The organism is Oceanobacillus salinisoli, assembly GCF_009733865.1.
GTDB classification, from domain to species: domain Bacteria; phylum Bacillota; class Bacilli; order Bacillales; family Amphibacillaceae; genus Oceanobacillus; species Oceanobacillus salinisoli.
The window spans coordinates 24,054-30,435 of sequence record NZ_WOFB01000036.1; the positions used below are offsets into that span (position 1 = coordinate 24,054).

5 protein-coding genes are annotated in these 6,382 nt (G+C 36.9%); 4 read left to right on the forward strand and 1 reads right to left on the reverse strand.

The genetic code is table 11. From position 1 onward, the window contains the following. Positions 1-16: 16 nt before the first annotated feature. A complete protein-coding gene (gene uxaC / locus GMJ66_RS18650) occupies positions 17-1,414 on the reverse strand; it encodes a glucuronate isomerase (RefSeq protein WP_156291827.1) in 1,398 nt (465 codons plus the stop codon). A 376-nt stretch (positions 1,415-1,790) separates the two neighbouring features. Between uxaC and GMJ66_RS18655 the strand changes: the two genes are divergently transcribed. The 4 genes from GMJ66_RS18655 to GMJ66_RS18670 all read left to right on the forward strand — a co-directional run bounded on the left by GMJ66_RS18655 (position 1,791) and on the right by GMJ66_RS18670 (position 6,213). Further along, positions 1,791-2,957: an ROK family transcriptional regulator gene (locus GMJ66_RS18655; protein WP_156291828.1), complete on the forward strand. Its 1,167-nt coding sequence runs from the start codon at positions 1,791-1,793 to the stop codon at positions 2,955-2,957. Between the two features lie 475 nt (positions 2,958-3,432). Continuing rightward, positions 3,433-4,440, forward strand: coding sequence for a TRAP transporter substrate-binding protein (locus GMJ66_RS18660; protein WP_156291829.1), 1,008 nt, complete (start codon positions 3,433-3,435; stop codon positions 4,438-4,440). Next, positions 4,433-4,918, forward strand: a complete 486-nt coding sequence (locus GMJ66_RS18665; RefSeq protein ID WP_156291830.1) for a TRAP transporter small permease — start codon at positions 4,433-4,435, stop codon at positions 4,916-4,918. Before GMJ66_RS18660 ends, GMJ66_RS18665 begins: the two co-directional genes overlap by 8 nt. Beyond that, a complete protein-coding gene (locus GMJ66_RS18670; protein WP_156291831.1) occupies positions 4,918-6,213 on the forward strand; it encodes a TRAP transporter large permease in 1,296 nt (431 codons plus the stop codon). Before GMJ66_RS18665 ends, GMJ66_RS18670 begins: the two co-directional genes overlap by 1 nt. Positions 6,214-6,382: the final 169 nt, after the last annotated feature.

The following is a 6,382-nucleotide window of genomic DNA, read 5'->3' on the forward strand; positions in this document are numbered from 1 at the left end:
TATATACTAAAATACATTAAATTGCAAAATAGCGTTTTGCATTTTCATAACAGATATTTCTTACATAGGTTTCCAGTAATTTCATGTCTTTTGGTGCCTTACCTTGTTCTACCCATGTCCCTAGTATGTTACATAAGATTCTACGGAAGTATTCATGTCTAGGAAACGAAAGGAAACTTCTGGAGTCTGTCAGCATTCCAATGAAATTACTAATTAGACCGATATTGGCTAATGTATTCATTTGGTCTTCCATGCCATCGATTGTATCATTAAACCACCATGCTGTACCAAATTGCACTTTCCCTGGAACTTCATCACTTTGGAAGTTTCCTGCCATTGCAGCAAGTACATTATTATCACGTGAATTCAAGCTGTACAATACGGTTTTTGGTAGCTTATCGTTAATGTCCATCGCATCTAGTAGGTTAGACAGTTTATCTGCTAATAATCTGTCTCCAATAGAATCAAAACCACTATCCGGACCAAGTAGCTTAAACATTCTTGTACTGTTATTGCGTAATGGGTTGATATGCAGCTGCATCACCCATCCTTTTTCTGCATACAGCTCACCTAATGTTACTAATGTGTATGTTTTAAACTGCTCTACTTCTTTTTCAGATAATGCTTCTCCTTTTAGTCGCTTCGCAAAGATAGATGCCACTTCATCTTTTGTTGCTTCTTCATAGAACATAACATTTATTCCGTGGTCTGAACTCTTACATCCATGTTCGGCAAAGTAGTCCACTCGTTTTGCTAAAGCATCCAGGAATGCATCATAATTTTCAATTGATGAATTTGTTGCTTGTTCCAGTTTCTCTACCCATGCAAGAAAACCTTCCTTTTCAATTCCAAGGCCATTATCCGGTCGGAATGATGGAGAAACCGTGAACCCAATGTCTTCTTTTGCCAAATCTTCATGCGCTTTTAAATCATCCACAGGATCATCTGTCGTACCTACGAATTCCACATTCTTATTTTTTAGTAAGGATCTAACAGACAGTTCTGGGGTAGCAAGTTTTGCATTGGCTTCTTCCCAAATTGCTGGAGCAGATTCCTCATCCAGTAATTGGTCTATCTCGAAATAACGAAGCAATTCTAAATGGGTCCAATGATAAAGCGGATTTCCTATTGTATTCGGAACTGTTTTAGACCATGCAAGGAATTTCTCATAGTCGCTTTTTCCACCTGTAATATAGTCCTCGCTAATTCCATTCGCTCTTAAGGCACGCCATTTATAATGGTCTCCGCCCAGCCAAACTTCGGATAAATTATTGAAATTCTTATCCTCTAAGATTTCATATTGATTTAAATGGTTATGATAATCTATGATTGGTAAATTCTTCGCAGTATTATGAAATAGCTCTCTTGCTGTTTCATTATAAAGTAAAAAGTCATCTGTAATAAATGTTTTCACCTTAAATCCACCTTTCATTTTTATTTGAACATCCTTTACCCTGCTAATTAGCTTCTTCCAAAGTCACTAACAGGAAACTTACGCTTTTAATACTCTGAACAATAGTATGTCTAACTTTTACTAAATTGAGTATAACTAAGGATAAAATAATCGAAAAAATAATTATTTGTTTACTAAACAAACTATTTTACATATACTATAATATATGTAAACGTTTTAGAATTCAAGCAAAAATAATAAGTTTATTTTAAAATTATTGGACAATCTTACATGTCCACGTACAACGTTAGTTTTTGATTCTATTCTAGTATCGCATACAGAAAAATGTTTGTCATCGATAAAGGAGACGCGGCTTAAATAATTAGGGGGAGTTTTTTTGAAAACAGGAGACGCTAGCTACATTAAACAGTTAAATCGAAAAATCCTAATTGAGGAGATTATTAAGAATATATCCTTATCCAGAAGTGATTTGGCAAGAATTACTGGTTTAAATAAAGCAACAGTATCTGCACAGGTTAATGATTTTCTTCAAGAACAAATAGTCATAGAAGAATATGAAAGTGCGAGTGCTTCTATTAATCGCGGCAGAAGACCAATTATATTGGAGATAAACGGGAAAGCCGGTTACAGCATTGGTGTCGATATAGATGCTACCCATTTTTCTGTTCTATTCATGAACTTGAAAGGAGTTACGTTTGACAAATTTCATATAGAAATTCAATTTGACAACCTGGTTAACGTAACCAATCAACTTATCCAAACACTTACACCATTAATTGACAAGTATAATGAGATGTATCAACCATTAGGTTTAGTTGGAATGAGTATTGGAATCCATGGCATTGTCAATAACCAGGAAGAAATCATCTTCACACCAAAACAGGAATGGTCCAACATTAATATGAAAAGTCAATTGGAAGAAGCATTTGAAACAAGTGTGTACATTGATAACAATGCGAACTTAAGCGTTTTTGCGGAACAAGTCTTTGATGAACATATATCTGATTTATTCTGCATTACATTGTATTCTGGTATAGGGCTTGGAATTGTTAGCGAAAATAAAATCTATCGTGGTTATCAAGGGTTTGCCGGTGAAATTGGCCACATGATTGTCGAATCACATGGATTACAATGCGCCTGCGGTAATAAAGGTTGCTGGGAATTATACGCTTCTGAAAGAGCACTATTGGAAGCATTGCAGAAGAGGCATCCCACTCTATCCATAGAGGAAGCAATAAAAACGGAGACAAATGGTAAGGTAATTCATGATTACCTGGAGTATTTAGCTGTAGGATTAAATAACATCATCAATATCTTTAACCCTGAAAAGATTATTCTTAATGGAGCAATTATTAATGGTAATTCTCCGTTTATCACAGATATTACCGGTCGATTAAAATCCAAAATGAATAATTACAGAGAAATTAGGGCATCCAAACTAGGTGAATACTCATGCGTACTTGGTGGTGCAGCATTTGCCATAAAGAACTTTTTCGGAATAGATACTATTGATTTTACGGCTTATGACAATTTAATAAAGTGAATCTTCAATTAGTGGGGGGGTTCCATCCCCACTGTTTTTTTGTTTTACAAAAGGAATTGTCGACTGCCCTTCGCTACAATCAACCAGCTTAAAGAGTTATTAACTAACGGATGGTTTACCTCAACAATATCGGAGTGTATTTTCCGTAGCGGTAGATCCAGCACGTACATCATTTAAAGTTACGTCGAATGTATATCCATTGCGAAGGTTAAATGCCTAAAACTTGCGAATAGAGTCATATTTAAAAACGAGTCAGTGATACAAAAGTATCATTTGTTCGTTCTTTTACTCTATTATTATTGCATTTCAATAGTAATCCGGATATTATACAATTAGTTTGTTTACCACTCAAACTAATATACCTTATTGGAAGCGCTTGTTAATGAGAGTAATTTTCTATCTCTTTTCAAGTATCGAAAAAATCTGGAAGCCAAACTAAACTCGGGACTTTATTAAGGAAAGAAAAGGAGGAAACATGTTGAAAAAATCATTTATTGCTTTATTGTCCATAACCATGGTAATTATTCTGGCCGGGTGTCAAAATGCTGCTGGTCAGTCTAATACAGAACAATTAAAACTCGCTCATAATCAAACACTTGATCATCCTGTTCACTTATCATTAGTAGAATTCGGCAGATTGGTAGAAGAAAAGTCAGATGGAGCGATAACAGTAAAAATCTATCCAAATGGGCAATTAGGAAGTGAGCGTGAGGTAATAGAATTAACCCAAACCGGTGCAGTGGATGTAGCAAAAGTAAGCGCCAGCGCACTGGAGGGATTTGCTTCGGACTATTCTGTATTTAGTCTTCCATATGTCTTTGAAGATTACGAGACATTTCAAAAAGTAATGAATAATGAAAAGGTAACCAATGAATTGTATTACCAAACGGAGGACATTGGTTTTATCGGTTTAACTTATTATAATGCTGGTGAAAGAAATTTATACACAAAAGATAGAGAGGTACATGATGTATCGGATATGAGAGGTCTGAAGGTTAGGGTACAGCCGAGTCAAACCAGTGTACAAATGATTGAATATTTAGGTGGAATACCTACTGCGATGGCTTATGGAGAGGTTTATACCGCCTTACAATCTGGTGTCATTGATGCAGCTGAAAATAATGAAACCGCACTTGTAGGAAATAACCATGGAGAAGTAGCCAAATACTATATGTATACTGGACATCAAATTGTTCCCGATATGGTTATTATGAATGCAAAGAGATTTAATCAATTTTCTGATGAGCAACAGGCCATTATTGAGGAAGCAGCCAAAGAATCAACGCTTTATCATGAAGAAGTCTGGGCTGAATCCATCAAAAGACAGACAGAAATAGCGAAAAATGAAATGGGTGTAAACTTTATTGAAGTCGATAAAACACCATTTATCAATGCTGTACAGCCGCTTCATGAACAATATGCCAGAAATGAGGAAACAAGAGATATTTACCACTTAATTCAGGAGGCGATTCAAAGTGAATAAAGCAAAAAAAATCGTTGATAAAATTCTACTAAGCCTCTCTTCTATCTTAATTATTGCAATGGTTATACTATCCATTTGGCAAGTTATGGCCAGATATGTATTAAACATTTCTTCACCAGGAACAGAGGAATTAACGAGATATATGCTGATATGGTTTGGATTAATGACTGCTGCTTATGTATTCGGTGCCAAAAAGCATATCGCCATCTTATTTTTTAGAGAAAAATTTAATCCAAAGGTACAAATAGTCATTGAGCGGATAACAGACTTACTTATTATATTCGTTGCGGCCGCGCTCATGATATATGGCGGGATTGAAGTAGTATCACTTACATCAGCTCAAACCGCAGCCGCTACTGGGATATCCATGGCCCTGGTGTATCTGTCTTTACCAGTAAGCGGAATCTTTATTATCTTCTATACCATCCATGGCATGTTAACAAATAAAACAAGTGATAACGAGGAGGTGGGTGTGTAATGACTGCAGTTGCGGGAACGATATTATTTATTAGCTTCTTCCTCTTACTTTTAATTGGAGCGCCAATTGCGATTGCTATTATACTGAGTTCTGTCATTACATTCTTAACTGTATTGCCTTTTGATGTGGCAATCATGACTTCTGCTCAGCGAATGATTACAGGAATCGATAATTTTACTATGTTGGCAATTCCCCTATTTGTGCTGGCTGGTATCATTATGAATAATGGAGGAATTGCATTTCGCCTTGTCAATTTTGCGAAGGTTCTAGTTGGTAAATTACCTGGAGCACTAGCACATACCAATGTGGTTGGGAACATGCTGTTTGGAGCGATTGCCGGTTCCAGTGTTGCATCTGCTGCTGCAATGGGCCGGATTATGGGACCAATGCAGGAAAGACAAGGATATAAGAAAACATATTCTGCTGCTGTTAATATAGCATCAGCACCTACAGGGTTAATCATTCCACCAAGTTCTGTATTAATCGTATATTCCCTTGTCAGTGGTGGGACTTCTATTGCCGCCTTATTCATGGCAGGTTATATTCCTGGAATTCTATGGGGAATGGCAGTCATGGTAGTCGCTTATTTCATGGCTAAAAAGGAAGATTATCCTGTATCTCCGTTGCCTGCTTTCAGAGATATTTTATATATCATTTGGAGTGCCATCCCAAGTTTATTGTTAATTGTTATTGTTATTGGTGGGATTGTTGGAGGAATATTCACCGCTACAGAAGGTGCTGCCGTTGCGGTCTTGTATTCAACAATTTTAGCCATTGTGTACAAAGGATTAAAATGGAAAGACATACCCGATATACTAAAAGAGACCATTGAGATTACTGGTATGATTCTTTTCTTAATTACGTCATCAGCACTATTTTCATTGGTTATGTCCTATTTAGGATTACCAGAAGCAATTAGTAATGCCTTATTATCCATTACGGAAAATCAAATTGGAATCTTGCTGATCATGATTGTCATTTTACTTATTGTCGGGACTTTTATGGACATTACACCTGCTGTCCTTATCTTTACACCTATCTTCCTGCCTGTTGCGCAAACATTTGGAATGGATCCGGTTCATTTTGGAATGGTTCTCTGTTTCGCACTATGTATTGGTAATATGACACCACCTGTTGGAAGTGCGTTATTCGTTGGTGCTTCCATAGCAAACGTAAGAATTGAACAGGTTATTGGAACATTAATCCCCTATTTTGCGGTTGTTATTGTCGTACTATTACTTGTCACATTCATCCCGCAACTATCCTTGTTCTTACCAGATCTGTTTAATTTATAAGAACAAAAGCGCAAGCGCCCGTTTAGCGACGTACGGACTGCGCCTGGCCATGCCAGGTGGTTCGGTGTTGCCGCGCAAAGTGGCGGTTTTAACCGAACAGTTCCCGCAGGAGATAAAGGAAACACGACGTACGAAGGGAGTCGATGTTGACTTATCGTACGGAGGTGAA

What these genes read in the sequence shown, in the direction of transcription:
- GMJ66_RS18660 (WP_156291829.1), top strand. Translation starts at nt 3,433, where the DNA reads ATGTTGAAAAAATCATTTATTGCTTTATTGTCCATAACCATGGTAATT.
- GMJ66_RS18670 (WP_156291831.1), top strand. Translation starts at nt 4,918, where the DNA reads ATGACTGCAGTTGCGGGAACGATATTATTTATTAGCTTCTTCCTCTTA.